23 protein-coding genes and 1 pseudogene are annotated in these 26,190 nt (G+C 49.3%); 22 read left to right on the forward strand and 2 right to left on the reverse strand.

Features of this window, described 5'->3' with window-relative positions:
• The first annotated feature begins 18 nt into the window (after positions 1–18).
• The 8 genes and pseudogenes from RUMTOR_RS12605 (at position 19) to RUMTOR_RS01760 (ending at position 5,765) form a co-directional block, all read left to right on the forward strand.
• A complete protein-coding gene (locus tag RUMTOR_RS12605; RefSeq protein ID WP_242647673.1) occupies positions 19–336 on the forward strand; it encodes a hypothetical protein in 318 nt (105 codons plus the stop codon).
• Positions 337–381: 45 nt separating this feature from the next.
• Positions 382–741 (forward strand): DUF3847 domain-containing protein, encoded by a 360-nt coding sequence (locus tag RUMTOR_RS01735; RefSeq protein WP_004845305.1) that lies wholly within the window; start codon positions 382–384, stop codon positions 739–741.
• On the forward strand, positions 707–2,203 hold the full coding sequence (gene mobQ, locus RUMTOR_RS01740) for a MobQ family relaxase (protein WP_004845307.1): 1,497 nt from the start codon (positions 707–709) through the stop codon (positions 2,201–2,203). Before RUMTOR_RS01735 ends, mobQ begins: the two co-directional genes overlap by 35 nt.
• Complete coding sequence (locus tag RUMTOR_RS01745; protein WP_004845308.1) at positions 2,200–4,071, forward strand: AAA family ATPase; 1,872 nt, start codon at positions 2,200–2,202, stop codon at positions 4,069–4,071. The genes mobQ and RUMTOR_RS01745 overlap by 4 nt, the downstream gene beginning before the upstream one ends.
• Before the next feature lie 142 nt (positions 4,072–4,213).
• Positions 4,214–4,372: a transposon-encoded TnpW family protein gene (locus RUMTOR_RS12610; RefSeq protein ID WP_004845310.1), complete on the forward strand. Its 159-nt coding sequence runs from the start codon at positions 4,214–4,216 to the stop codon at positions 4,370–4,372.
• A 41-nt stretch (positions 4,373–4,413) separates the two neighbouring features.
• Positions 4,414–4,995 (forward strand): annotated as a pseudogene (locus tag RUMTOR_RS01750) (type IV secretory system conjugative DNA transfer family protein); the annotation flags it as partial.
• Positions 4,996–5,092: 97 nt separating this feature from the next.
• Positions 5,093–5,470, forward strand: a complete 378-nt coding sequence (locus RUMTOR_RS01755; RefSeq protein WP_004845313.1) for a TnpV protein — start codon at positions 5,093–5,095, stop codon at positions 5,468–5,470.
• Positions 5,471–5,483: 13 nt separating this feature from the next.
• Positions 5,484–5,765: a DUF6809 family protein gene (locus RUMTOR_RS01760; RefSeq protein ID WP_004845314.1), complete on the forward strand. Its 282-nt coding sequence runs from the start codon at positions 5,484–5,486 to the stop codon at positions 5,763–5,765.
• A 467-nt stretch (positions 5,766–6,232) separates the two neighbouring features.
• Here the strand turns inward: RUMTOR_RS01760 and RUMTOR_RS01765 are convergent, their stop codons facing one another.
• Positions 6,233–7,081 carry a helix-turn-helix domain-containing protein gene (locus RUMTOR_RS01765; protein ID WP_004845315.1) on the reverse strand — a complete coding sequence of 283 codons (849 nt, stop codon included), beginning with the start codon at positions 7,079–7,081 and terminating at the stop codon, positions 6,233–6,235.
• 176 nt (positions 7,082–7,257) lie between these two features.
• On the opposite strand from RUMTOR_RS01765, the gene RUMTOR_RS13355 reads away from it, so the two are divergent.
• The 7 genes from RUMTOR_RS13355 to RUMTOR_RS01800 all read left to right on the forward strand — a co-directional run bounded on the left by RUMTOR_RS13355 (position 7,258) and on the right by RUMTOR_RS01800 (position 13,914).
• The gene (locus RUMTOR_RS13355) at positions 7,258–7,737 is read left to right on the forward strand and encodes a hypothetical protein (protein WP_004845316.1); all 480 of its coding nucleotides are present in this window, start codon (positions 7,258–7,260) and stop codon (positions 7,735–7,737) included.
• Entirely contained in the window at positions 7,721–8,026 is a 306-nt protein-coding gene (locus RUMTOR_RS01775) for a hypothetical protein (protein ID WP_004845318.1), read from the forward strand. The genes RUMTOR_RS13355 and RUMTOR_RS01775 overlap by 17 nt, the downstream gene beginning before the upstream one ends.
• Positions 8,027–8,487: 461 nt before the next feature.
• Entirely contained in the window at positions 8,488–9,732 is a 1,245-nt protein-coding gene (locus RUMTOR_RS01785; protein WP_009243217.1) for a plasmid recombination protein, read from the forward strand.
• Between the two features lie 48 nt (positions 9,733–9,780).
• Positions 9,781–10,437 carry a CHC2 zinc finger domain-containing protein gene (locus RUMTOR_RS01790; protein WP_044929336.1) on the forward strand — a complete coding sequence of 219 codons (657 nt, stop codon included), beginning with the start codon at positions 9,781–9,783 and terminating at the stop codon, positions 10,435–10,437.
• Positions 10,394–11,752, forward strand: a complete 1,359-nt coding sequence (locus RUMTOR_RS01795; protein ID WP_009243215.1) for a virulence-associated E family protein — start codon at positions 10,394–10,396, stop codon at positions 11,750–11,752. The genes RUMTOR_RS01790 and RUMTOR_RS01795 overlap by 44 nt, the downstream gene beginning before the upstream one ends.
• 269 nt (positions 11,753–12,021) lie before the next feature.
• Positions 12,022–12,189 (forward strand): hypothetical protein, encoded by a 168-nt coding sequence (locus RUMTOR_RS13085; RefSeq protein ID WP_004845325.1) that lies wholly within the window; start codon positions 12,022–12,024, stop codon positions 12,187–12,189.
• A 72-nt stretch (positions 12,190–12,261) separates the two neighbouring features.
• A complete protein-coding gene (locus tag RUMTOR_RS01800) occupies positions 12,262–13,914 on the forward strand; it encodes a recombinase family protein (RefSeq protein WP_004845326.1) in 1,653 nt (550 codons plus the stop codon).
• 81 nt (positions 13,915–13,995) lie between these two features.
• Here the strand turns inward: RUMTOR_RS01800 and RUMTOR_RS01805 are convergent, their stop codons facing one another.
• The gene (locus tag RUMTOR_RS01805; protein ID WP_004845327.1) at positions 13,996–14,892 is read right to left on the reverse strand and encodes a LysR family transcriptional regulator; all 897 of its coding nucleotides are present in this window, start codon (positions 14,890–14,892) and stop codon (positions 13,996–13,998) included.
• A 125-nt stretch (positions 14,893–15,017) separates the two neighbouring features.
• Between RUMTOR_RS01805 and RUMTOR_RS01810 the strand changes: the two genes are divergently transcribed.
• The 7 genes from RUMTOR_RS01810 (at position 15,018) to RUMTOR_RS01840 (ending at position 26,181) form a co-directional block, all read left to right on the forward strand.
• On the forward strand, positions 15,018–16,253 hold the full coding sequence (locus RUMTOR_RS01810) for an argininosuccinate synthase (RefSeq protein WP_009243213.1): 1,236 nt from the start codon (positions 15,018–15,020) through the stop codon (positions 16,251–16,253).
• The gene (locus RUMTOR_RS01815; protein ID WP_004845329.1) at positions 16,247–17,548 is read left to right on the forward strand and encodes an adenylosuccinate synthase; all 1,302 of its coding nucleotides are present in this window, start codon (positions 16,247–16,249) and stop codon (positions 17,546–17,548) included. Before RUMTOR_RS01810 ends, RUMTOR_RS01815 begins: the two co-directional genes overlap by 7 nt.
• On the forward strand, positions 17,545–18,492 hold the full coding sequence (gene pyrB, locus RUMTOR_RS01820; RefSeq protein ID WP_009243212.1) for an aspartate carbamoyltransferase: 948 nt from the start codon (positions 17,545–17,547) through the stop codon (positions 18,490–18,492). Before RUMTOR_RS01815 ends, pyrB begins: the two co-directional genes overlap by 4 nt.
• Positions 18,486–18,911, forward strand: a complete 426-nt coding sequence (locus RUMTOR_RS01825; RefSeq protein ID WP_004845331.1) for an aspartate carbamoyltransferase regulatory subunit — start codon at positions 18,486–18,488, stop codon at positions 18,909–18,911. Before pyrB ends, RUMTOR_RS01825 begins: the two co-directional genes overlap by 7 nt.
• A 6-nt stretch (positions 18,912–18,917) precedes the next feature.
• Positions 18,918–19,310, forward strand: coding sequence for a PaaI family thioesterase (locus RUMTOR_RS01830; protein ID WP_004845332.1), 393 nt, complete (start codon positions 18,918–18,920; stop codon positions 19,308–19,310).
• Between the two features lie 106 nt (positions 19,311–19,416).
• On the forward strand, positions 19,417–20,166 hold the full coding sequence (locus RUMTOR_RS01835) for a YoaK family protein (protein WP_004845334.1): 750 nt from the start codon (positions 19,417–19,419) through the stop codon (positions 20,164–20,166).
• Positions 20,167–20,253: 87 nt separating this feature from the next.
• On the forward strand, positions 20,254–26,181 hold the full coding sequence (locus RUMTOR_RS01840) for a sialidase domain-containing protein (RefSeq protein WP_004845335.1): 5,928 nt from the start codon (positions 20,254–20,256) through the stop codon (positions 26,179–26,181).
• Positions 26,182–26,190: the final 9 nt, after the last annotated feature.

The following is a 26,190-nucleotide window of genomic DNA, read 5'->3' on the forward strand; positions in this document are numbered from 1 at the left end:
GTACCTCTTAGAAATGTCTTGATCTACATTTTATATAATTTGGGTCAGAAGAAAATCCCTTTAGGAACTAAAGGGCGCACTTCTATACTCTCCTATCGGGAGTATGTGCGTCCTGCGGAGCTTCATTCTCTGTCAGCAGAAGAAAACTGCCCGACCGAGAAAGTTGCGTCACTTCGTTCCGTCAAGGTGGCTACACCCCCTTGCGCCGCTAATGCGGCTATCCCCTGTGGACTTGCCGTCCGCAAACAGCATGAAATGCTGTTCGCCGCCAGCAAGTTTGAAAAAATGAATACCGAAAATCAGACCGTTGACTGGTCGCACTATGCGAAAAGTTGACGGTCTTTTTTTATCCCTAAAATCAAAAAAAGGAGGTCAATCACAATGACAAAACCGAAAACCCTTGAACAGCTCCGAGCCGAAAAGGAACGAGCCGAGACGCAGCTTTTACAGGAACAACACAAGCTGGAGCGTCTGGAGAATAGAAAGAAGTATCTGGAGAAAGGTGAACGCACCAAGCGCACACACCGCCTTTGCAATCTGGGCGGCACGATTGAGAGCCTTGCCCCGGAGGTCAAAGATCTCACACGCACCGAAATGACAGAGCTGATGGAACACATCTTTTCCCTGTCCGAAGTCCAGCGAGCCGTCCGTCACATGGCGATTACCCACATCAGCCAAGCAAACAGAGAAAAGGAGTTGAAAGCCGATGGCACTATTTCATCTGAGCGTCACGCAGACTAAGCGAAGCGCAGGACAGTCCGCTATTGCTTCTGCCGCCTACCGTGCTGGGGAGCGATTGTATAGCGAGTATTACGGCGAATACAGCGACTACACCCGCAAGGGCGGCGTGATCTGCTCCGATATTCTCCTGCCGTCCTATGCACCGCCCGAATACGCAGACCGCCAGACCCTATGGAACGCCGTGGAAAAAGCCGAGCGTGGAAAGAACGCCCAGCTTGCATACAGCTTTGACATTGCCTTGCAGAATGAATTTTCCCTTGAGGAAAACATCGCTCTTGCAAGGCAATTTTTGTTAGAAAACTTTGTGAGCCGGGGCATGGTGGTTGACTTCGCCGTACACCAGCCGGACAGAGAGGACGGAGGCATACCAAACCCACACTTCCATGTTCTTTGCCCTATCCGTCCCATTGAGCAGAACGGTAAATGGGGGCTAAAGCAACGCCGGGTGTATGAGCTGGACGAGGACGGCAACCGTATCAGAGACCAGAACGGCGAGTATGTTTTCAATGCCGTTCCCACTACCGACTGGGGCAGTCCCGAAACGCTGGAATACTGGCGGCAGACATGGGCGGAGCTATGCAATGGCAAGTTTGCGGAAAAGGGGCTTGACGTTCGTATCGACCACCGAAGCTATGAGCGTCAGGGCGTGGAGCTTCTTCCCACCGTCCACGAGGGCGCAACCGTCCGGGCAATGGAGAAGAAAGGCATACGCACCGAGAAAGGCGAGTTCAACCGCTGGATCAAAGCCACCAATGCCGTTATCCGTGACATCAAGAAGAAAATCGCTCTCCTGTTCGATTGGATTGCCGAAGCAAAAGCAGAGCTTGCCAAGCCGCAGGCACCCGACCTTGTTTCGCTGCTGAACGCCTATTACACCCAGCGCAGAGCCGGGGCGTATTCGCAGAAAGGCAAGGTCAGCAACCTAAAGGAGATGAACGAGACTTTCAATTATCTCCGGGCAAACGGCATTTACACTCTTGAAGATTTGGAAAGCCGTGTCAGCGAACACAGTGCTGCCACAGAGAGCTTGAAGAAAACGCTGGACGAACAGACCGCCCGAATGAAAGCAATTAAGCAGCTCTATGACAGCTCTGCTGCTTTCCAGAGCTTGAAGCCTGTCTATGACGGCTTGCAGAAAATCAAGTTTGAGAAGCCCAGAGCCAAGTACAAGGCAGAGCATGAAGCGGAACTGAAACAGTTCTACGCCGCCAGACGCAAGCTGACCGGGGAGTTCCCGGACGGCAAGGTGGATATGAAAAAGCTGACCGAAGAGTATGACGAGCTGGAACAGGCGCACAACACCACCTATGGCGAGTTTAAGACCGTCAGAGACGATTTACATCGCCTTTGGAAGGTTAAGTCATGCGTAGGTACTGCCGCCCGATTTAACGAGCGCACAGAGGAACAAAAGCTCCAAAATCGACCCCAAACACGGCAGAAAAAGGAGGAACTATCCCGATGAATTACACCCAAGCGCAGATTGACCGGGCAAACGCCGTCAGTCTGGAAGATTTTCTCCGCACACAGGGAGAGACGCTTATCAAAAGCGGACGGGAATACCGCTGGAAAGAACATGACAGCCTGACCGTCCGGGGAAACAAGTGGTTTCGCCACAGCCAGAGCAAGGGCGGCTATCCCATTGATTTCGTCATGGAGTTTTACGGCAAGTCCTTTCCCGAAGCTGTCCAGATGTTGACAGGCGAAAACGGCGAGGGACAGACCGAAGCCACCACAGCACCGCCCACAGCGTTCCACTTGCCCTTGCACAACAGAACAGCCGACAGAGCAATTCAATATCTTTGCGAAAGCCGAGGCCTCAACAAAACGCTTGTTGAGGATTTTCTTCTTTCCGGGGATATTTACGAGGACGCAAAGCGGCACAATGTTGTGTTTGTCGGCAGAGACCGAAGCGGTACGCCGAGATACGCCCATGTGCGAGGAACGGCAGACCCATTCAGACAGGACATTGCCGGGTCTGACAAATCCTATCCGTTCCACTATGAGGGAAACGGCAACCAGCTCTTTGTCTTTGAAGCACCGATTGACCTTTTGTCCTTTATCTGCCTTTATCCGCAGGACTGGCGGACAAGGAGCTACCTTGCCCTGGGCGGCGTTTCAGGCAAAGCCCTTGACCGTTTCCTTTCTGAACGCAAGGACACCCGAAAAGTGTTCCTCTGCCTTGACAGCGACACCGCAGGAAGTGAAGCCTGCACCCGGCTGGCACAGGACATTCCCGGCGAGATCGCCGTCATTCGCCTTGTCCCGGCAAGGAAAGACTGGAACGATGTTCTCCGTCAGCAAGGGGACATTCCCAGCCGCAAATTCATAGCCGAGACAATCACGCTGCGAGAGCTGCCCACCGCCCAGCCTGTCCCCATGCTCCGTATGGCAGATGTGGAGCTGACGAGCGTGGATTGGCTATGGTTTCCGTATATCCCCTTTGGAAAGCTGACGATTATACAGGGCAACCCCGGCGAGGGCAAGACCTACTTTGCCATGCGTCTTGCGGCGGCTTGCACCAACCGAAAGCCTTTACCCGGTATGGAGACCCTTGAGCCTTTCAACATCATCTACCAGACCGCAGAGGACGGTCTGGGCGATACCGTCAAGCCCCGGCTGATGGAAGCAGACGCAGACCTTGAAAAAGTGCTTGTCATTGACGATAGAGACACACCACTGACCCTTGCCGATAAACGCATAGCAAGGGCAATCCGGGAAAACAACGCAAGGCTGGTTATCATTGACCCGGTACAGGCGTTTCTGGGCGCAGATGTGGACATGAACCGGGCAAACGAGGTGCGCCCGATATTCCGCAGTCTGGGAGACATTGCACAGGCTACCGGGTGCGCTATCGTGCTGATCGGACACCTCAACAAAGCCGCAGGAACGCAAAGCACCTACCGGGGATTAGGGTCTATCGACATTACGGCGGCAGTCCGCAGTCTGCTCTTTATCGGCAAGCTGAAGGACAGCCCCACAACAAGGGTACTTATCCATGAGAAAAGCTCCCTTGCGCCGCCCGGACAGTCCCTTGCCTTTTCTCTGGGAGACGAGAAAGGCTTTGAGTGGATAGGGGCTTATGACATTACCGCTGACGAGCTTCTTGCCGGGGCAGACAACACCAAGACCGAAAGCAAGACCGCACAGGCGCAAATGCTCATTCTGGAACTGCTTGCAGACGGAAAGCGTATGCCAAGCGCAGAGCTGGAAAAGACGGTCAATGAGCGTGGGATTTCCTCACGCACCATGAGAACGGCAAAGAGCCGTATCGGGGACAGACTTGTGACCGAGAAAGACGGCACAGCATGGGTCTGCTATCTCCGAAACTGACAACAGGAACACGGCAAGCGTGGCAAAGACGGCAAGGTTTTTATAGATACCTTAATGTTGCCGCCTTGCCTTGTTCCCTCATACCGACACCGCCCGATGATGAACCGTCACCGGACATTTTTCATTTACAGGAGGATTTTGAATGAACAATACCGCAACCAACACCGCCACTTGCCCGACTGTCAGAAAGCAGATCGGCAAGACCACCTATATCGTCCGTGTCCATTTCAGCCAGACCGCAAAAGAGACAATGGAGGACAAAATCAAGCGTATGCTCCGTGAGGAAGTCCGCAAAATGTGACTTCTTTGTGAATTTGATGAAAAAGTCCTTGACTTTTCGTCTCTGGAAAGACCGCAAAGTCCATCCTGATCTCCGTAGGCGTCCGTCTGGCTGCGTTCAATTTAAAACAGATCGCCAATCTGACCTGTACCGATGAACTGGATCTTTACAGCATCGGGGAGAAAAAGGTGGCGCTGTTTTGCTGTATCCCGGATGCGGATACCAGCCTCAATTATCTGGTGGGCATGATCTACAGTAACCTCTTTCAAACCCTTTACTATGTGGCGGACCGGAAATACCATGGAAAACTTCCTATCCCGGTACACTGCATTATGGATGAGTGGCCAAACGTGGCGCTGCCGGATGATTTTGACAAGCTTCTGGCAACCATGAGGTCGCGCGCAATTTCCTGCAGCATCATCATCCAGAACATTGCGCAGATGAAAGCCTTGTTTAAGGATAGCTGGGAAAGTCTCATAGGGAATTGCGACGAATTTTTATATCTGGGCGGCAATGAAAAAGAGGGGCATAAATATGTCTCGGAACTATTGGGGAAAGAAACACTGGATACCAATACCTATGGGCAGACCAAGGGAAGGGGTGGAAGCTATTCTGTGAATTTCCAGCAGTCAGGAAGGGATGTGCCATACTTGTTCGTGAAGAGTTCAGTTGCCTTGAATTTATCATGAACAGGGACACGATCAACTGGATTCTGAAAAAATTGAATACAGGAGGTCGAACATGGAGCATTTACCAAAGAAAATCCACCACAACGGCATCGGCTACACGCTGATGGGAGACTACTACATCCCCGACCTGAAACTGCCGGAGGAAAAACGCCCCATCGGGCGGTGGGGGCGGATGCACAAGGCGTTTCTGCAAGAACACTGCCCCGGCCAGTACAATGAACTGCTTCTGTCGGGAAAACTCTGGACATATCTTGCTGACCTGAACGAGCAGGCCGATGACCGGCTGGCGTGTATCATCTCGCAGATGCAGGATGCGGAGGGCGTCACCGAGGAACTGAAAGCCTGTGACCAGCTTGCATGGGTCGGAGCCATGAACAGCATCCGCAGTCGGGCAGAGGAAATCATCCTCTCTGAGATGATTTTTGCCTGAGGGAGGTGGACGCATGATTCTGGAAGAAATGTTTAACGGCAGGTTCTATCCTTGTGAAACGGTGGTCGCTGATTCACTGAGGTTCAAGCAGGCCACCAAAGCCAGTGCAGCTCTGATGGATACTTTATCGGAACACCTGAGCAAAGAGGACTATGCTCTGGTTGAAGAACTGCGGGAGCAAATGGCAATCGCTCAGTGCGAGGAAAACGAAAGCCACTTCAAATACGGCTTTTCGGCGGGGCTACTTGTCCAAAAGGAAGCCTATGAGCAAGTGGCGCAGAGAGAAAAAGAGTAGCATCCCCATTGTAGCCGTTCTCATTTTGAGTACGGCTACTTTACTCCCATAAAGTGGTGGTGGACAAAATGACCACTCCTACTTCATTGGAGTAAAGTGGTGGTTTCCATTTTGAGAACTACCAAAATCGAAACAACATCGGCTTTTGGCTGTGCCCATTTTGGGCACAACCACCACAACAGAATACAGCTTCATAAAGGTCATTTACCGCTCAACCGGTGGATGGCCTTTTTTGCTGCCCTTACAGCCGCCAACCGTGACAAACACGCCCGGTAGCTGTACTACAAGTCACTCTGATTCCGCCGTGTCCAGACCTATACTTTTTATTGTCGGAAGCGAATACCGAGTGATGGACTATGTCTACAAGACATAGCGAACTGCGTCTGCAAGGGACTCTGGAACCGGCGTTTCTTCCGCTAAACTGGAAAATACAGACAGGGATACACATAAAGCCGATACCGGCAGACTTACTTCTGCTTGCGCCTGGCCTTGCGGTTGAGCGGGATGGGGCTGGTCTTTCCCCTCATATTGTTGGGATTTTTGAGTATCTTGGACAGGCTCAGTATCCGCAGGAACGCCGAGAAGTCCTCCGAGGAAATCTTCTCAAAGGGTATCTGCAACTTATCGCAAAATTCGTGGATCAGCATTTCTATATCGCTGCCCTGATGGATGGCCTGCTCAAATTTTTCCTTCACGTCATCCAGCGTGGGCTGCGGGTCGGCGGTGGTCTTGTCCTTGCGGTGTGCTTCCCGGATGTCCCGGACGATGCTGTCCAGATCATCGTGTATGACGTGGCTGTAATAATCGCTTTCCTGCACCTGCCCCAGTTCCAGCGTCCGCATATAGAGGTCATCTTCTCCGGGCGCATACTTGCTGAGGACGGCCTGCCGGGTGGCTTCCATCACCAGATTCATCTGCTCCACCCGCATATTGGCGATTTGGTCGATACAGATTTCCATATCCACCATCAGCCGCCGGAAGTTCGGGTGTGTAGCCAGTTCGCAGAGAAGCCGATTGTTGATTTTGCCGCTCCGTAAAAGTTCAATCATTTCATCGTTCAAATGGAGCGACTGTACATCGGCGTTGGGAACCTCTTTATTATCGGTCAGTCCCATCAGATAGTCGGCGGACACGCCGTAAAAATCCGCCAGCGTCGCAATCGCAAATGGGCTGATGTCCTTGTAGTCATCGGTTTCGTATTTCCCCAGCGCAGATTTAGACAGGCCGGTCTGCTCCGCCAGTTGTTCCAGCGTCAGGTGCTTGTCCACCACCCGCAGGTCTTTGAGCCGCTCCGGGATTGTCAGCTTTGCGTACATCCAAAGCCCCCTCTCTCGTTATGGTTTTTCAGTGATTACACCCATTATAGCACGATTCCATAAGCGTGGAAATATGCGGATTTCAAGCGTTTTTCCGACGTTTTGGATATACGGGAAAGGGCCTCTTTTTTCGGTAAACTGGTTCTTGCAGACAGGCACTGAACCTTGAAAATTGAATGACCGGCTGCAAGGGGTATGGCCTCCGGGGAAGTGACGCCACGACAGAAATCGAGCGCACCAAAGAGGCCGATACGCCGGGAGAAATTCCGGGCAGGAGCGGCTTGCAGGCAGACCGGCGGACAGAAACAAGTTTATCATGCGGGGCGCATGGCTCCGCAGCAAAGAAATGGAGGAATATCATTATGAAACTGAGCATGAAAGAAAAGAAGATTCTCTACGCTTACGGCTGTCCCAGCCACCACAATACGGTGACACGGCTGAAATGGCTGACGGCCCTGACGGTTGACCCGGAGGCCAAACGCCGGATGCTGGGGTTGGCCCGTAAGGTGGAGACGGAGGTGGACGAAAGCTGGTACGAGGATTTTTACCACCATCTGCGCATGGAGATGGACGAGTACCGCCGTCTAAAGCGCAGCCTGCGAGTGCTGAAATCTTACACTGATTATGAGGAGGATTTATATGAGGAAGCTGTCTAAATATGAGAAAGAAACCATCATCAACTGGAACGAGGCGGAGAACCTTGCCAGCGTCTACACCTTCAACGCCAGCTTGAAGCGCAGGCTGGCGGAGTTCAGCCGGAAGTACCCGCTGCTGTGCCGGTTGGAGCGCAGTACGCCGGAGGGCAGCGTGACCTATGTACTGGACAAGTCCCGGCTGTCGATCCGGTTCATCCCGCCGTACAGTGAGGAACGGAAAGCCGCCGCCAGTGCCTACGCAAAGGAGCATGGCTTTCAGGTGGTAGGGGCGGAAGAAAAAATAGCCTGAAATCGGGGAGATTACGGTCAAAATGCCGGGGCTGCACCTGATGTTTTGACCGGCAATCCCCGCAGGCGTATTCCGTATCCACTTCCAGCCGAAAGGCGTAAATGTGTGGATGTGGAGCCGGTGAAACTGGCGGCAACCGCTTCTGCGGCGGAAGCCAGCTTCGCCGGTGCGGGAGTACAGAGGGCGGCGAGCCCTCTGTGGCGGGGTGCAGGGGCGGCAGCGCACTGCTGGGGTCAAGGGGCAACGCCCATTGGGCGGGTACAGGGCGGCAGCGCCTGTGCGGAGTGTAGAGGCGGCGAGCCTTTACTCCGGTGTCCAGAGGTGGAAAACCTCGGCCCAGGGAAAGTTGATGCCTGCGTCAACTTGTACTGGGTATTACCTGACGCAGACTTTCGCAGGATTTGCGGCTTCGCCGCCCTTCCCCGGCCCCGGAACATCTTCGCAGGAAGGAGGGAAATTGTTTGAAACTGACACGACACAACGGGCGCTCCGGCAAGCATGGCACCTACAATCCCCGCCACAATGACCGCCGGTTTGATGTGGAGAACAGCGAACACATCGACGCAGAGCGGGCCAGGCAAAACATCTACTGGGACTGCTACCGGGGCTTCACCACACACGAGTTCCGGGAGAACCCGGAGCAGCCGGATTTCAGCTTTGAGGAAATCGAGCGGATGTACTACTACGAGTATTATTCTGACCATGTGGAGGCGCAGAACGCCCGGAATGAGAAAACCCGGCACACCGAGCGCAACCGCACCGTGGAGGACTTGCTGAAAAACAACAAGACCTGCCCGGAGGAAAGCATCTACCAGATCGGCACACTGGAAGAATCCGTCCCGCCGGAAACGCTCTTTCGCATCGTCAACGAGTTCTATGAGGAATTCGAGCGCCGCTTCGGTTCCCATATCCACATTTTAGATTGGGCGCTCCATCTGGACGAGGGGACGCCCCACATCCATGAGCGCCATGTGTTCGACTGTGAGAACCGCTACGGGGAACTGTGTCCCCAGCAGGAGAAGGCGCTGGAGGAACTGGGCATCCCTCTCCCGAACCCGGACAAGCCAAAAGGCAGGCACAACAATCGGAAACAGACCTTCGATGCGGTCTGCCGGACGATTTTGTTTGACATCACAAAGCGGCATGGGCTGCATCTGGATCAGGAGCCGTCCTACGGCGGACGGGAGTATCTGGAAAAGCAGGACTATATCCTGATGAAGCAGAAGGAGCAGCTGACGGCGCAGGAGCAGAAGCTGGAAGAACTGACGCTCAAAATCGAGGACGTGGAGACGCTGCTGGATGATGTTTCCGATGTGGCCTATGACAAGGCGGTGGAGGTGGTGACCGATACTGTCCGGCAGGAGACACACAAAGAAGATATTCGTTTGATTGAGGAAACAAAAAAGTGGGTACTTTCGCCGGAGCGGAAGGCCCCGCAGAAGGAGCGTGACTACGCCGCCGCCCGGCTGGATGGAGTGATTACCAAAATCAAACGTGTCATGCAGAGTGCCCTGGCAAAAATCCAGAAAACGCTTATGCAGCCGGAGGTCAAGAAGGCCGGTAAGGAGCAGATCAAGGAGAAAGCCAGAGAATCCATCCGGGATAAGCTGGCGAAAGACAAGCTGGACGCTGACCGGGATAACCGGGAACGCTGGGAACGTGAGGGGCGGATCGCTCCGACTAAGAAACACGATATGGAGTTATGAGGCATCTGATTTTCTGCGGAAACCAGGTGTCTTTTTCTCTGTCTGGAGGTGAGAAAATCGAATGTATTTGAAGCGGTGAAGGAGTCTGTCACCACAAGGCAGGCTGCGGAATATTACGGGGTGCAGGTTGGCAGGAATGGGATGGCCTGCTGTCCCTTCCACGATGACAAACATCCCAGCATGAAGGTTGACCGCCGGTTCCACTGCTTCGGCTGTCAGGCGGACGGGGATGTGATTGATTTTACCGCCCGCCTGTTTGGTCTGAGCGGTAAGGAAGCGGCTCTGAAGCTGGCGGAGGATTTCTCTGTCCGCTATGACGCCAAAGGCCATGACCCGCCCCGCAGGAGGCCGGTCAAACGGAAAATCAGCGAGGAACTGCGCTACCGGCAGGCGGAGCAGAAATGTTTCCGGGTACTGTGCGATTACCTGCATCTGCTGGAACGCTGGGAGAAGAAATACGCTCCGCAAACGCCGGAGGAAGCATGGAATCCGCTGTTTGTGGAAGCACTGCAAAAGAAAGCACACACGGAGTATCTGCTGGATGTTCTCCTGTCCGGCAGCATGGAGGAACGGGCTTCCGTTGTCGCCCAGTACGGAAAAGAGGTGAGGAAGATTGAGCAGCGAATATCAGAGTTTGCCGCCAGCCACCCGGCAGGCCGCCATGAGCGCAGCCGAAGCCTTAGCGCCGGAGCAGAGCGCCTCTGAGGTGCGGGAAAGCCTCTCCGTCACCGAGAAGGGCCAGCCCGCCAACACCATCGGCAACTGCCGGACGGTGTTCTGCCATGACCCTCTCCTGCGCGGGGCGATCCGGCTGAACCTCCTGACTGACCGGGTGGACATTGTGCGGGATTTGGGCTGGCGCAGGAATACCAGCGCCCTGACGGATACAGACGTGAAGTATCTGCTTCTCTATTTTGAGCAGAACTATGGCCTGACCAGCGAGAAAAAGATGACAGCGGCGCTCTCTATCGTGGCGAATGAAAACTGCTACCATCCCATACAGGACGTGCTGAACGGCCTTGTCTGGGACGGGACGCCCCGCATCCGCTCCTGTCTCCATCACTTCTTGGGTGCGGACGAGAGCGACTATGTGGAGGAAATGCTGAAACACTTCCTGCTGGGGGCTATCCGGCGGGTATTCCGGCCCGGCTCCAAATATGAGGAAATGCTCTGTCTGGTAGGCGGTCAGGGCGCTGGCAAATCCAGCTTCTTCCGCCTGCTGGCGATCCGGGACGAGTGGTTTTCCGATGACCTGAAAAAGCTGGATGATGACCGGGTGTTTTTGAAACTGCAAGGACACTGGATTATTGAGATGTCGGAGATGCTGGCTACCAGCAGCGCCAAAAGCATTGAAGAAATCCGCTCATTCATCAGCCGCCAGAAGGAAACCTACCGGACGCCCTATGAAGCCCAGCCCAAAGACCGGCTGCGGCAGTGTGTGTTCGGCGGTTCATCCAACACGCTGGACTTCCTGCCCCTTGACCGGGCCGGGAACCGGCGCTTTTTGCCGATCATGATTTACCCGGAGAATGCGGAGGTTCACATTTTGGAGGACGAGGACGCCTCCAGAGCCTATCTTTTGCAGGTCTGGGCGGAGGCCATGACGATTTACCGCAGCGGCCACTACTCTATGAAGTTCAGCAAGTCCATCCAGCGCCAGCTGGTGGAGGTACAGAAGGATTTCATGCCGGAGGACACGGAGGCCGGGCAGATACAGGGCTTTCTGGAACACTACACCGGCAGCATGGTCTGCTCCAAACAGCTGTTCAAGGAGGCGCTGGGCCACACCTATGACGAGCCGAAACGGTGGCAGCTGCACAATATCAACGAGATCATGAACACGGTGGTGACGGGCTGGAAGCCGTTCTCCAATCCGAGGATGTTCGCCGGGTATGGCAGGCAGAGGGGCTGGGAACGGGACGTTTCCGGCAACGAACTGCCCGGCAACGAAGATGGATTTGTGGAGCTGACCGAGGAAGAATGCCGCCAGCTGGAACTTCCCAAAGAGTGGATCGCATAAAAATAGCGGTCTGTTGCCGGGATGGTTGTCACTTGGTTGCCGGGTTCGTTGCCGGGGATTTTCCGGTCTGGATACGGAAAAAGCCTGTAAATAAGGCATTTTCTAATATCTATCTCTATCTCCGGCAACGAAAGCAACGAGATTTTTCAAGAAAATTTAGAAAGTAAGATTTGCAGGCCAGACGGTAGTTTACAGGTTTTTGGAGGTTCGTTGCCGGACTTCGTTGCCGGTGTGCTATTGTCTGGCCTGCCACTCTATGGAGGTAGCCTATGGAAAAAAGCAAGCAGCAGAAAAATAAAGTCCGTTTTATGGTGGTGCGGGAGTTCTCCGGGGAGAAATCCATGCGGGAAGCCTTTGAGCAACTGATCGAGCGCCAGACCTGCGAACACTTCGAGGAATGGCTGGAACAGCGTGAGATGGCGGAGAACGCTGCGTAAAAACGGTTGATTCAGGGACAGGGGCATGGTATGATAATGGTATCGTGTCCCTGTTCATAGAAGGAGAACGCTATGAGCAGGAAAAAACAAGTCTATGAGAAAATCACCGCTCTCTACTGCCGTATCTCTCTGGATGACGGCGGCGACAATGAGAGCATGAGCATCAGCAACCAGAAAATCATGCTTCGGGACTTTGCTGAAAAGCATGGGATGTTCCAGTATGAGTATTATGTGGATGACGGCTATACGGGCCGCAATTTCAACCGCCCTGCCTTCCAGCGTATGATCGCTGACATTGAGGCAGGGAAGATCGGCTGCGTCATCACCAAAGACCTATCCAGACTTGGTAGGAATTATATTGAAGCTGGCAGCTATATCGAAATCTTTTTCCCCAAACACAATGTGCGCTATATCGCCATCACGGACGGCGTGGACAGCCTGACCCGTCAGGAGATGGACATTACGCCCTTCAAGAATATCCTGAACGATATGTATAGCCGGGATATTTCTAAAAAGGTGCTGGCGGGCATCACGACCCGCTCCCGGCAGGGAAAGTTCTGCGGAGGGACGCCGCCCTTCGGCCTGATGCGTGACCCGGAGGACAAAGGGCATCTTATCATTGACCCGGAGACAGCGCCGATCATCCGTAAAATCTATGACTATGCCCTTGACGGGCTGGGCTGCATGAGGATTTCCAAACGGCTGATGGAAGAAAAAATCCCCATCACCCATGTCAAGGCCAATACGGAGTTTGACGCCAACTATTACTCTTGGGGCGGCGCAAGGATCAGCCATATCCTGCGGAATCCCTTTTATAAGGGCGCACATCTGGTCTTTCGGACACACCAGAAGGGCATCCGCTCCAACACTTATGACATTATCCCCCGTGACCAGTGGGAAGTGATCGAGGGCTGCCATGAGGCGATTGTGACGCCGGAGGAATGGGAACAGGTACAAGCTATCATTGACCGCAAACCACCTATCATGAAAGGCAATGCCTGCCCCTTTTATAATCTGTTCCACGGGCTGGTCTACTGCGCTACCTGCGGGAAGTCCATGCAGGTGCGGTATGAAAAGGTCGGCAGAACCGGGAAGAACCGGTTCACCGGCGAGATGCGGGAACCGATTGACAAGGCGTACTATATCTGCCAGACTTATAACCGCATGGGATGCAAGGTCTGCTCCAGCCACAAGATCGAGGCCAGAGATTTATACAATCTGGTGCTGAAAGACATTCAGGAGCTGGCGGCGCAGGCCATGAAGGACGCCGATGCGTTCTATCAGCACCTCAGCAGCCGGATGGAGCGCCGGTATCTGGTAGACGCTTCTCAGACCGAGAAGGAACGGAAACGGCTGGAAGCCCGGAATCAGGAAATTGATGTGATGTTTTTAAGCCTGTACACGGATAAGGCAAAAGGCATCCTGACCGAACAGCGGTTTATGAAACTGACGGCGGCGCTGGAACAGGAGCAGGAATCCAACCAGAAGCGTCTGCATGACCTGGCGATGATGCAGAGCCGGGCGGACGCACAGGAAAGCGAAGTCCGTACCTTTATCAAGGAAATCCGGCGCTATTCCGCTATTGAGGAACTGGACGAGGCAATGCTGAACCGGCTTATCAGCCGGATTCTGATTGGCGAGGTCAAGAAGGTGGACGGACAGAAGGTGCAGAAAGTCAAAATCGTTTATAACTTTGTCGGGGAAATCCCGGAGATTGCAGCATAAAGACAGTACAGCCCTCCCCGTACCGGGGAGGACTTTTTGATATTTGGAAAAGATAAAAATGTATGTGTTATTTATAGCATCCTAAAAGGCCATTGTTTCCAAAATACCGGTTTTAAGATTTTGAGCAGCAGCGCTCAATGGACGTTTCCTGTCATATACCATACAAATCTGACGTTCAGGGATTGTTTCCCGCAGATGAATCTGGAAGATCTCACGTTGCTGAAGTGCTTCCTTCGCCATTGGTTCTGGAAGAAAAGCTAGCCCTAATTCCGCTTTTACCAAAGGTAAAATCTGATCTGTGGTAGCTGCTTCCGTGTCTGGTATCAACTCCAACCCGTGGGACAGGAACAATTTATGATAAAAATTCCAGGTCATAGTTTCTTTTCCGAGGCAAATCAACGGATAATTTTTTAGTTCGGCAAGTGTCAGCTCCTGGCTGCCCAGTGCCGTAAAAGTTTTGCCGCCCACAAGAATTTCACGGAAGGGCCGCAAATGCAATTCCTTCAAAGAGGTATCCACGTTGGTCGGCGTTGATACAACAGCAAAATCAACTTCACCGTTTTTAACAGAGCGGATGGCTTGCGGAGTGGAATGGTTATATATTTTCAAGCGAATACCGGGATGCTTCATGTGAAAGGGCTTCAATATATCCAGCAGGTAGATATTCAATGCGGTTTCGCTGGCTCCGATTGAAATACTTCCATGCTCCAAACCACTGTGCGCATTTAGTTCGGTTTCGGCTGTTTGTATCTGAGAAATGGCAGCTTCGACATGAGTGAACAACATTTCTCCTTCTGGGGTCAGTTGAACACCTCGATTGGTGCGTATAAATAACGTACAGTGCGTTTGCTGCTCCAGGCAGTTCATGGCGCGGGTAACGTTGGGCTGTCCGCTGCCCAGTGCATGAGCCGCTTTTGTGAAATTCTTGTATTTGGCTACATAATAAAAAACCTTGTAATATTCAAAGTTGACATCCATCCAGGCATCCTCTTTCTGATATGCTAATTGCTGATGATCACTATATCAATAATACTTTTTACATATTCCTGCCTGTCCAGTATAATAGATTTTGGTTCCAAAAACAAGTGAAGGAGTGCTTTAGTATGAGTGAAATCAAAAAAGTTGTGCTGGCATATTCCGGTGGTCTGGATACCTCCGTTATTATCCCGTGGCTGAAAGAACACTATGACAACTGTGAAGTGATCGCTGTCTGTGGAAATGTTGGACAAGACGATGAATTGGATGATTTGAAACAGCGAGCAGTGGCTTCTGGAGCCAGCAAACTTTATGTCGAGGATTTAACGGATGAGTTTGTTAATGAGTTTGTTATTCCTACTATGCAGGCGGGAGCTGATTATGAAGGGTATTTATTGGGAACCAGCCTTGCCCGCCCTATTCTGGCTAAGCGTGTCATGGAAATTGCAAAGGCAGAGGGGGCGGATGCTGTTTGCCACGGCAGCACCGGAAAGGGCAACGATCAGGTGCGATTTGAGCTGGCCATTATGCACTTTGCGCCGGAAATGAAAATCATTACACCGTGGCGGGAATGGGATATTCAAAGCCGCAATGAGGAGATTGATTACGCCGAAGCCCATCATATTCCTTTGAAAATAAATCGAGAAACCAATTACTCAAAGGATAAAAATCTTTGGCATCTTTCTCATGAGGGATTGGATTTGGAGGACCCAGGTAATGAGCCGCAGTATGAAAAAGAAGGTTTTCTGGAAATGAGCGTTTCTCCACTGAAAGCGCCGGATACTCCTACATATGTGGAGCTGGACTTTGAAAAAGGCGTACCTGTTAAGTTGAACGGCAAGGCAATGAAATCATCAGACATTATTTCTAAGCTAAACGAGATTGGCGGCTGTAATGGTATTGGCCTGTACGATGTGGTGGAAAACCGTCTGGTTGGTATGAAAAGCCGAGGAGTGTACGAGACACCGGGCGGAACCATTCTGTATAGAGCGCATGAGATATTAGAAACACTGACATTGGACAAAAAAACTGCCCATAAGAAAAAGGAATTGTCTATTTGCTTCGGTGAGTTGGTTTACGACGGACAGTGGTTTTCTCCGCTGCGCAAAGCGTTGTCTGCATTTGTGACAGAGACGCAGCAGACCGTCACCGGAAAAGTACGTCTGAAGTTATATAAGGGCAACATTATCAATTCAGGTGTGTGGTCCCCATATTCTTTGTATAGCGAGGATATTGTCACATTTAATGAAGGAGAGGGCTATCAGCAGTCCGATGCTACTGGCTTCATCCGTCTTTTGGGGCTGCCTACCCGTATACAGGCGTCTGTAAATGCCCGAAATAGAAGGGAGGCAGAAAAATGCTGACTGCGGTGACAGGTATCAAGTGGGGGGATGAAGGGAAAGGACGGGTTATTGATCTGCTGGCAGAGCGGGCGGATATTGTCGTGCGTTACCAGGGGGGAAATAATGCCGGGCATACGGTCGTAACCAAACAGGGAAAATTTATTCTGAATCTGCTACCATCCGGGATTCTTCATCCCAATGTGGTGTGTGTTCTTGCGGATGGTATGGTAGTTGATTTAGAGCATCTCTCCAATGAAATTGCCGATATTCGCGGCAAAGGGGTGTCTGTAACACCTCAAAATTTCAAACTGTCCGCTCGTGCAACCATCTCCATGCCGTGGCATCGGATACAAGATGATTTGGAGGAAGAACGTCTTGCGCAGAGCGGAGTTGCTTTCGGCTCTACTCGCAGGGGAATTGCTTATGCCTACAGCGATAAGTATCGCAAAAAAACATTGCGTTTAGGTGATCTGCTTCATTTAGATGAGCCATATATACAGGTTCGTCTAAAAACCATGCTGGAAGCAAAAAATTTGGAACTGGCAGGCTGCTATCATCAGGAGCCAATGTCTTATCCGGCCCTGCTTGCCTGGTGCCAGAAGCAGGCAAAGGAGTTTTTACCCTATATCTGTGATACCGGAAATTATTTGGATACAGCGTTATCGTCAGGAAAACAGATGGTTTTGGAAGCGCAGCTTGGCGCTATGCGTGATATTGACTATGGCATTTTCCCCTACACTTCCAGTTCTACAACGATTGCGGCCTATGGGCCGATTGGAGCGGGAATTCCTGGCGTGCAGCCTGACCATGTGGTCGGTGTGTTAAAGGCTTATTCAACGTGCGTTGGTGCAGGCCCATTTGTGGCCGAGAACGCTATGCCTGAAGAATGGAAGGAATCCCTGCGCAAGGCCGGCGGTGAATATGGCGCTGCAACAGGCCGCCCACGCCGGGTTGGGCCATTTGATGCGGTTGCAAGCCGGTACGGCCTAAAATGCCAACGCGCTGACAAAATCGCATTGACTAAGTTAGACGTACTCAGTTATATGCAGGAAATTCCCATCATTACGGGATATTTGTACAAAGGCAAAGAAACAGACACCTTTGTTCCTACGGAAAATCTGGAAGAATATCAACCGGTTATCAGCTTCATTCCCGGCTGGAAACAGGACATTTCCGCTTGCCGTCGCTGGGAGGAACTGCCGGATGCTGCAAAAAATTATATCAAAACGCTGGAAAAATTACTTGATCACGAGATCCAGTTTATCTCTGTCGGCGCAAAGCGCGAAGAATATCTGATAAAGGGGGAATGGCTGTGAGACACCTGATTGAACCAACCGATTTCAATGACGATGAAACGATGGCAGTCCTGGATTTGGCTGATCGAATTGCCGCCGCTCCGGAGATGTATGCGCATGTGGCTGACGGCAAAAAGCTGGCGACCTTATTTTATGAACCCAGTACGAGAACCCGGCTTTCTTTTGAATCTGCCATGCTAAGTCTGGGCGGGCAGACGCTCGGCTTCTCCGGAGCAGAACAGTCCAGTGCAACCAAAGGAGAAACGGTTGCTGATACAGCTCGCGTAGTCAGCTGCTATTCCAATATTATAGCTATGCGCCACCCAAAAGAAGGTGCTCCGCTTCGCGCTTCCATGTTTTCCAAAGTTCCTGTCATAAATGCTGGTGACGGAGGCCATAATCATCCTACACAAACTTTAATTGATTTGCTGACGATTCGCCAGCGCATGGGACGGTTGGATCATCTGACCGTTGGTTTTTGCGGTGATCTGAAGTTCGGCCGGACAGTGCATTCTTTGGTCAACAATCTTGTTCGTTTTTTAGGAAATCAGTTTTATTTTATCTCGCCAGAGGAACTTCGCATTCCCGAATATTTGAAGGAGGATACATTGCACCCGGCAAATTCCTTATATTGGGAGGTCAGCAGTTTGGAGGACACACTCCCTAAGCTGGATGTGTTATATATGACCAGAGTGCAGAAAGAACGTTTTTTTAATGAGGAAGATTACATTCGGCTAAAGAGCATCTACACGCTTGACCCTGAAAAAATGAAATTGGCTAGGCCGGATATGCCTGTGTTGCATCCACTGCCTCGTGTCGATGAAATTACTCGGACGGTAGATGATGATCCCCGTGCCGCTTATTTTGATCAGGTGCAGAATGGCGTTTATGTTCGCATGGCACTAATTATGGCTCTGTTGGGAATTGCCGATCCTGTGACTGGAGAGAAGGTGTTAAAATGCTGAAGGTAGAACCCATTCAAAATGGTGTGGTTATTGACCATATCCCCGCTGGGCGCGGTATGGAAATTTACCGGCTGCTCCATCTGGAGAGCAAACATCAGGCAGTTGCGCTGCTGCAATCTGTGCGCAGTGAGAAATATGGAACAAAAGATCTGATTAAGATCGAAGGTTCAAACCTTCCGGAGCGGCTGGAGATTTTAGGCTATCTGGATCGGCGAATTACACTAATCTATATCAAAGACGGAGTAGTGGAGCGAAAATGTCAGCCTGATATGCCAGAGATATTGCGAAATGTGGTTAAATGCACAAACCCACGATGTATTACCAGTATTGAGGCAGGATGCGACCATATTTTCAAACTGTCTCCTTCTGGGAAGTACCGCTGCCTTTACTGTAATCAGGAACTGCCGGTACAGAGGTGATACCATATGGATTTTTCTGCATACGAAAAAGGCAATCCTTTTATGTCTTATAACCATATTCAAATATGCAAAGTTGACCCGGATTGCTGTGTGGTAAAGGTAAACTTGGTTGCCGAATCTATGAATCTTCATGGACACGTACATGGAGGATTGTTATATGCAATGGCAGATTGCGTGGCGGGAATTTTTGCCAGAATGGATGGTAGAGATTATGTAACGCAAAGCGCACATATCAATTTCCTGCATAACGTACAGTCAGGGACAATCTTTGCAAAAGCTGAAATCATAAAGCGCGGTAAGCACATGGCTTACTTTCATATCAGCATTACCGATCAAGATGATCATCTTCTTTGTGATGGTATGGTTGATATGTATTGTATTTCAGGATGCCAAACATAGTCAGGCTTCTGCTATTTTGAGAATACATACATAGAGGTATCTTTAGTTATACATCAAGGAGTGAACACATTTGCATGGAATTATAAAATGCCAGCATCAGGGACAAATGTCCGAATCTTTCCCAACTGCCGCATTTTTGTCAATATCAGGCGGCCTGCAAGATGCCTATACCTATGTGTTCCGGGGCAAGGTGTTCGCCAATGCTCAGACCGGGAATATCGTATTACTTAGTCAAAACATCTGTGAGCGTAATTGGTTGCAGAGCGCACACTACTTTGTTCCGTTGGCAGCATTTGCAATAGGCATCATTGTTGCAGAGCAGATACGGGGAAAATATCAGAATGTGCAGAATATCCACTGGAGGCAGATTGTCCTGCTACTGGAAATGATTCTGCTGTTTTTGGTAAGCTTTCTTCCGCAAAGTCTTGATATGCTGGCTAATGCACTGGTATCTTTTTCCTGCGCTATGCAGGTGCAGACATTCCGAAAGGTGAATGGTTACGCGTTTGCCAGCACCATGTGTATCGGAAATATGCGTAGCGGCATGGAAGCACTTTCTGCATACATCAGAACACATGATAGAAATGTTTTAGGGAAAGCTTTGCGCTATTGGGAAATCATTTTCCTATTTGCTGTTGGCGCTGGAATCGGCGGTCAATTTGTTGTTCTGTTCGGAGCGCATACGATCTGGTTTTCCTGCCTGCTTCTATTGGTCAGTTTTTGCCTGATGTTTATCAGAGAAGGGCTTGCTTTTTGTAGTTCAAAGGAGGCACATTGCAAATTGATTATAAGTTCCGAAATGTATAAAAAAGCATATATAATAGTAGAAAATGCACAAGATACATATATTGCCTGATGATATAATGGGTGCATAATATACCAAAATAATTCTGAAATACCGGAAAAAATATCTACAATTCACAAAAAGAATGGAGGAAAGGAAATGAGGGATTGGAAGCGGTGGACTGCTGTACTTTTGGCAGGCTCTTTAGCGTTTACAGCTGCAGATGATATGAAATTGATTGTTCAGGCATATGAAATGCAGAATGAACAAGGACAGGAATCGTATCAGGCGGAAAGCAAAAGTAAATTGGACGATTTAAAAGAAAAAGCAGTTCTCTTTCAGGAATTTCAGGGCGAAGAACAGAGATTTGACGGAACGCGCGCCGTCGATGTCAGCGATCATGCGGAACAAATACATAAAATAGAGACGGGAAGCGTAGTGTTCAGATTTAAAGCTTCCAAAAAAGCGGACGGCGTTTTACTGGGAGCGAAAGATAAAACGATCGATCTTCCGACAGATCTTAACAGGGGAAGCGACTGTACTTCTTTCTTTATAAGGGCGAATGAAAAGTTTCGTATGGTATATAAACATACTGCGGCGGAACATGTAGGACCGGCTTCATTTTCAGATGGGAATTGGCACACTGTCGTTGTCAGCAGTCAGAATGAGAAGTCGATGCGTCTGACGATCGACGGACAGGAAATGTGGAGTAACACAGACGCAGGGAACAGAGGTCTTTTTTCAAAGCAGTCGGTTCTGGATCAGGTGACGATCGGAGCGCAGAAAACAAAAGACGGACAGGTTTACAAAGGATTTCAGGGGGAGATTTCTCACGTTATCATTACAAGTGAAACGTTGACGGACGCGGACGCGATCGCGATATCGAAACCGGAAACTTCCGGTGAGATCGCAAGCGGTTCGGCAGTGGGCGAGATGTTTCAAATTCAGTACGGCGATAACTCATGGGTATTTACAGGAGGAGAAGCCGTACAGGGAGGATTTGCCCAGACAAGAGGGGTAAGAAATTATGTAGGACAGTTTGAAGAGTATGTGCGGTGGACGAAAGCAGGAAATGAAAACGGGCGGCAGCGTTATACGATCAACACAGGAAAGGCCGGTCAGACTTTAAAAGACGTCGTTGACAATTATCAGACTTTAGTGGCGGATTACAGCCCGAAAGCGGCGGCTTATCTCGTCGGGAAAGAGGATTATCAGGCAGGAGAAGCAGGAATTGCTTCGTTTCAAGATTCATTGCGTCAATTTATCAACCTGTCATTAGGATTAAAAGAAAACGGAAAAGGATTTGCTGTGATCCAAAAGCCATTTGCAGTTAAAGATGATGCGGTAAATGCAACAATCATGCTGTACTGTAAAGCGGTAGACGAAGTTGTAAAAGAATACGAAGACGAGTCGGAGAAGCTCGATCGGATCGTTGTAGTCGATCATTTTGCACAGACAAATCAGGATGATTTTAAAAATAATAAATTAAAAGACGGTCAAACGCTGAACGCAGCGGGACATTTTGAGATCGGAAAACAGTTTTCCGCAGCTACGATCAAGACGACGGACAGTTATCCGGGAAACGGAGTGACTCTGAATCTGAAAGAAGAAGAGCAGCCGGACGTATATTTGAACGTTCTTCCGGTTGTGACGGCGGAGAATGCCGGTCTGCATGTACAGATCCCGGAAACAAATGAAACGTCGTGGAGATACGAGTTGAGTATTGGAGATAAAAAAATAACGGGAAGTGCGGATGGGAATACATTTACGATTACAGGAGCAGAATCGGGAAAAGAGTACCTTTTCAAATGTATTTCATCAGACGGAACGACACAGCTTCAAACTGTGACAGGAAAAACGGAAGCAGGCAATGTCGGAATCGCGTATGGGCAGACGCTGGATGAAAAGCAAAAAGCGCTTTCGGAAAAGCTGAAAGAAAAAGATAAGATGACATGGCTGTTCATGGGAGATTCTATTACACATGCGGCTTTGTGGACAAAAGGTTATGACGGGATCGCTCAGACTTTTGAAAAATATTTGAAAGATGAGATGGGAAGAGCTTCAGATACTGTGATCAATACGGCTGTTTCAGGAGCGACGACAACAAGTACGCTGAATAATATTGAACAGAGATTGGAAAAATATACTCCTGACGTAGTCTCGATCATGCTTGGAACGAATGATGCGGCAACAGGAGGACTTACGGCGGATATATACAAAAAGAATCTTGAGACGATCATAGAGAAGATCAGAAATAAAAATAAAGACGCGGTGATCATTTTAAGAACGCCAACGCCAATGTGGAATACCGGTTCAAGAGAAGCGAATATACCGCAGTATATTGCAAAAATGAAGCAGGTCGCAGACGAGCAGAACCTGATCTATATCGATCAGTATACGGAACTTCAAAAAGCGTTTAATGATTACGGCTGGCTGAAAAAAGATACTGTTTTATTCGGAAATAATCTGCATCCGGGCGCAAACGGACACCTTCTTATGACCAGACACTTTTTAAAAGGATGCGGATTGTGGAAAGAGGACAGCGCGATTGCCAATTTGTTTTATGAGATGCCGATCAATGAGAAAACATCTGAAATCACTCCGGAAGTTATAAAAACGCCGAACCGCATCGGCGTGTCTTTGGAAAAGCTGAAAGAAGACAGCAAGTCTCAGATAGGGGCGGTGCATCTGAAAGCGGTTTCCAAAGCATCAGGGCAGACATATGAGACAGATGCAGAAGCAGGAGAGAAGTTGATTGTTTTAAAAAACCTTCCCGAGAATCAGAAATACGAGGTAGAAGTGTCTGCATGGCTGAAAGACCGGGCGGAAAAAACAGTATTTCAAAAACAGGAGATTGAATTAAATAATACGCTTGAGGAAGCATTTGATATTTGTTTGAGTGATGAAAAAGTAGAAAACTTGAATGAAGGAACAACGGTGGGAACATTCACAGTTAATGAGATGGCTCCTGAAGGAAACTATGTTTTCTCTCTTTGCACAGGAGAAGGCGACACTCATAATCCATATTTTGCGATAGAAAACGGAGTGTTGAAAACAGCAAAGAAACTGGAGGAAGGAAAGACATATACGATCCGGCTGAAAGCAAAAAATGCAGAGGCTGAAAAAGAAAAAATATTTAAAATATACGCGGTAGGCAGAGGATTGGTTTTCAGAAAAGAGGATCAGAAGATCGCAGTAGGATCACCGGTAGAATTAAGTACAAAAGATTACGCAGAAAAATTGATGAAGCTGGAAGAAGGTACGATTTTAGTACACTATACATCGACAAGCGATCAGGCAATTCAGTCTTTGTTTAGTGTTTCCAATGCAAAAGCAGGACATGAAAACAGACATTTTCATGTTTATATCAGACCTGAAGGAGTACTTGGCTGCGAAATCAGAAATGAGAGCGCGATGAATTATGGATTTAAAGCGGCAAATGCAGTGAAGGCAGATTATAAAGGAAAACCTGCAGAAAATATAATTGCGCTTCAGGCAGATAAAGAAAAAGGAACGTATCAGTTGTTTGCAAACGGAGAGAAAGTGCTGACGGTAGACGCCGCTGCATTGGGAGGATACCGCTTTATTTCTGAAATTACGGGATTAGATACTGTTTCTCTGGGGGCAACAAAAAGGGGAGGAATTAATAAATATACTTTCGGAGGAAATATCCATAAGATCGAAGTGTATGAGACTCCTTTAACAGATGAAGAACTGATCGAGGAAACGAAGAAGACCGCATATCCTGAATTACAGCAGATTTTCCATAAAAATGACGGAACAGGCGCGAACTATTACCGGATTCCGGCGCTTTTGACACTGAAAAGCGGTACAGTGATCAGCGCGGCAGACGCAAGGTTTGGCGGTACGCACGATTCACCGAATAATATTGATATTGCAGTGGCAAGAAGCGAAGATGGAGGAAAGAACTGGAGCAAGCCGGAGCTTCCATTCCACTATGAGGATTATGAAGATAATACATTAGAAATTCCGGTAGGAACGCAGACGAGAGTAAATCAAAGTGCATCATTTATCGATCCGGTTCTTTTGCAGGACGAAGAGACAGAACGTGTATTTTTGATATCGGACGCTATGGCGGCTGGATATGGTTCTCCGCAGGCAGTTACAGGAAGCGGATATAAAGAAATTCAAGGGAAAAAATACTTGAAACTGCAAAAGGCAGGAGAAACAGATTATAATTATACAGTGAGGGAGAATGGTGTTATCTATAATGATACAACGAATCAGCCGACAGAGTATTCTCTGAACAGTAATTTTGAAATTTTGAAGGATAATGTATTGCAGACAGTCAAACAAAAATCGTCAAGATTCGATCCTACGAACGGTTCGGGACAGCTTGTAACAGATGAGACAGACAAAGACGTTCCGATGAACATTATGTATGCAGATGCAGTATTCAAAGCATTGCCTACGACATGGCTGTATATGAAGTACAGTGATGATGACGGAAAAACATGGTCTGATCCGATACTTTTAAACGGAATGGTCAAAGCAGAAGATTCAAGAGTGCTTGTCACAGGTCCGGGAAGAGGCATGCAGATTAAAAACGGAGAATATAAGGGGCGGTTGATCGTACCGGTTTATGATACGGCACAGTCGGGAATTATTTACAGCGACGATCATGGAGCAACATGGAATTATGCAAAAGGACCGTCTACGAAGAAAGCGGCGATGTCAGAATCACAGATCGTAGAAATGCCGGATGGAACGCTTCGTGTTTATGCGAGATCAACAGGTTCTAAGATAGCGGAAGCAGTGAGCCTGGACGGAGGAAAAACATGGACAGAAGCGGCGTATGTACCGGGAATGACCCAGCCGGGATGGGGATCGCAGTTATCCGTGATCCGCTATGGCGGTCTGATAGAAGGAAAGCCGGCGCTGATCATGTCCACTCCTGCCGGTGTGGGAAATTATCGAAGAGACGGAAGAGTCAAGATCGGTTTGATCACAGATACCGGAAAAGAAGGAAGTGAAAAATATAAAATTGATTGGACTTACGATTATTCGGTAGACAGTAAGAATGCAGGGTTTGCATATTCCTGCCTGAGCGAACTTCCGAATCACCAAATCGGTCTGATGTATGAAAAGTATGATTCTTACAATCCGGCAGAATTACATTCACAGGATATTATGAAATATGAAGAACTGTCCTTATCAGAATTAATGGGAAAAGAAGTTGTGGAAATCATACCGCAGACAGAAGGAAAGGGAACTGTTTCCCAAAGAAATACTGTGAAAAAGGGAAGCAAGATTACAATCGAAGCATATCCGGAAGAAGGATATCAATTTGTCCGTTGGGAAGATGAAAAAGGAAACCCGGTAAGCGAACAGGAAAAATATACGTTTGATGCAAAAGAAAGCGCCGCTTTTACGGCTGTATTTGAACAGGAAAAAGAAGAAGTCGATAAGTCTCATCTTAAAGAGGCAATCCGGCATGCAGAAGAACAGATGCAAGATGAAAAATATCAGGATGTAATTCCGGTTGTGCGCGAAGAGTATGAGGAAGCGTATAAAAATGCAAAAGCGATTGATGAGAAGCCGGATGCAACAAGCGAAGAAGTGGAGACAGCGTATAAGACACTGATAGAAGTCGGGAAAAGGCTGACTATGTATAAAGGAGATCTTACAGAACTTCAGGCGGCATATGACTTATATGCAGGCAAAGATTTGAGTATTTATACACAAGACAGTAAAACGGTTCTGGAAGAAGCTTTAAAAGAGGCGGAAAAAGTCTTAAAGCTTGGAGAAAATGCAGTAAAAGAAGATGTGAATGAGGCATTGGAAAAACTGCAAAAAGCGATAGAAGGTCTGGAAAAATCGGAGCCGAATCCACCGACAGATCCGGAATTCCCGACAGATCCGGATTCCGGTAATACAGATATTGTGAATCCAGATAATTCACTGTCGCCGGACGATACACCGTCAACGAATGGAACACCATCGGCAAGCGATGAAAAGGCTGTTGCGACAGGAGATAAGGAAACGCCGGTCGGATGGACGACCTTAGGATTTGCGGCAATGCTTGCGGCGGCAGGCAGATTCTTAGGCAGAAAGAAAAGGCGGTAAGCCTGACTG

It is taken from the genome of [Ruminococcus] torques ATCC 27756, assembly GCF_000153925.1.
Classification (GTDB): Bacteria; Bacillota; Clostridia; order Lachnospirales; family Lachnospiraceae; genus Mediterraneibacter; species Mediterraneibacter torques.

Coding starts and splice junctions, on each gene's coding strand:
- RUMTOR_RS01775 (WP_004845318.1), top strand. CDS start 7,721: ATGAGGAAGCTGTCTAAATATGAGAAAGAAACCATCATCAACTGGAAC.
- RUMTOR_RS01765 (WP_004845315.1), bottom strand. CDS start 7,081: ATGTACGCAAAGCTGACAATCCCGGAGCGGCTCAAAGACCTGCGGGTG.
- RUMTOR_RS01800 (WP_004845326.1), top strand. CDS start 12,262: ATGAGCAGGAAAAAACAAGTCTATGAGAAAATCACCGCTCTCTACTGC.
- RUMTOR_RS01805 (WP_004845327.1), bottom strand. CDS start 14,892: ATGGATGTCAACTTTGAATATTACAAGGTTTTTTATTATGTAGCCAAA.
- RUMTOR_RS01810 (WP_009243213.1), top strand. CDS start 15,018: ATGAGTGAAATCAAAAAAGTTGTGCTGGCATATTCCGGTGGTCTGGAT.
- mobQ (WP_004845307.1), top strand. CDS start 707: ATGGCACTATTTCATCTGAGCGTCACGCAGACTAAGCGAAGCGCAGGA.
- RUMTOR_RS13355 (WP_004845316.1), top strand. CDS start 7,258: ATGACCGGCTGCAAGGGGTATGGCCTCCGGGGAAGTGACGCCACGACA.
- RUMTOR_RS13085 (WP_004845325.1), top strand. CDS start 12,022: ATGGAAAAAAGCAAGCAGCAGAAAAATAAAGTCCGTTTTATGGTGGTG.
- RUMTOR_RS01835 (WP_004845334.1), top strand. CDS start 19,417: ATGTCCGAATCTTTCCCAACTGCCGCATTTTTGTCAATATCAGGCGGC.
- RUMTOR_RS01840 (WP_004845335.1), top strand. CDS start 20,254: ATGAGGGATTGGAAGCGGTGGACTGCTGTACTTTTGGCAGGCTCTTTA.
- RUMTOR_RS01795 (WP_009243215.1), top strand. CDS start 10,394: ATGAGCGCAGCCGAAGCCTTAGCGCCGGAGCAGAGCGCCTCTGAGGTG.
- RUMTOR_RS01745 (WP_004845308.1), top strand. CDS start 2,200: ATGAATTACACCCAAGCGCAGATTGACCGGGCAAACGCCGTCAGTCTG.
- RUMTOR_RS12610 (WP_004845310.1), top strand. CDS start 4,214: ATGAACAATACCGCAACCAACACCGCCACTTGCCCGACTGTCAGAAAG.
- RUMTOR_RS01815 (WP_004845329.1), top strand. CDS start 16,247: ATGCTGACTGCGGTGACAGGTATCAAGTGGGGGGATGAAGGGAAAGGA.
- RUMTOR_RS01735 (WP_004845305.1), top strand. CDS start 382: ATGACAAAACCGAAAACCCTTGAACAGCTCCGAGCCGAAAAGGAACGA.
- RUMTOR_RS01830 (WP_004845332.1), top strand. CDS start 18,918: ATGGATTTTTCTGCATACGAAAAAGGCAATCCTTTTATGTCTTATAAC.
- RUMTOR_RS01755 (WP_004845313.1), top strand. CDS start 5,093: ATGGAGCATTTACCAAAGAAAATCCACCACAACGGCATCGGCTACACG.
- RUMTOR_RS01760 (WP_004845314.1), top strand. CDS start 5,484: ATGATTCTGGAAGAAATGTTTAACGGCAGGTTCTATCCTTGTGAAACG.
- RUMTOR_RS01825 (WP_004845331.1), top strand. CDS start 18,486: ATGCTGAAGGTAGAACCCATTCAAAATGGTGTGGTTATTGACCATATC.